This window comes from Candidatus Nanopusillus massiliensis, from assembly GCF_920984865.1.
The window spans coordinates 566,504-567,051 of sequence record NZ_OV100765.1 but is presented as its reverse complement, the minus strand read 5'-3'; the positions used below and the strand labels follow the sequence as shown (position 1 = coordinate 567,051).

Below are 548 nucleotides of genomic sequence, written 5' to 3'. Positions count from 1 at the left end.
ACTTTTGCACCAACANTTGAAGGTAATATAATAATTTCCCTTGAATGTGTTTTTACTGTTTTATTATATTTTCCTTGTAATTGTAAATAACATTTTCTATAGAATTTTCCCATTCTGGTGGAAATCCAATTTTTAATCTTCTTAATAATGTTCTTTTTACTCTACTATCTGCAACTTNNNGTGCAAATTCTTCAATACTCATGCTTTTTAATTGATCCAATATATATGCTATATGCATGAACGATAGGCAATATTTATATTTAATGTATAATTTTTATAAATAATATTTTGAAAGGTAGTCCAAGATATTTTTTATTCCAAAGCAGCATATTTTTCTTTCATAGAGATTATTTCATATATAAAATTTAGCATATCTTTATAATTTGTAAATATATAGGGTTCTTTATTTAGATATTTTGATATATAGTATTCTGAAATANTATAGTCCAATATTATAAAAGTGTTTATTCTTCTTTTGTATTAAATATTTATATTTTTCCTCTTTTTTATAATTATATAATAAAAAAGATAAAAATACACCTTCTATT

1 pseudogene (cut by a window edge) is annotated in these 548 nt (G+C 21.2%); it reads right to left on the bottom strand.

The features are described from left to right. A pseudogene (locus LUA84_RS05530) lies at nt 1-113 on the bottom strand (ribosomal protein S19 family protein) (its annotated part extends 125 nt beyond the left edge of the window); the annotation flags it as partial. Nucleotides 114-548: the final 435 nt, after the last annotated feature.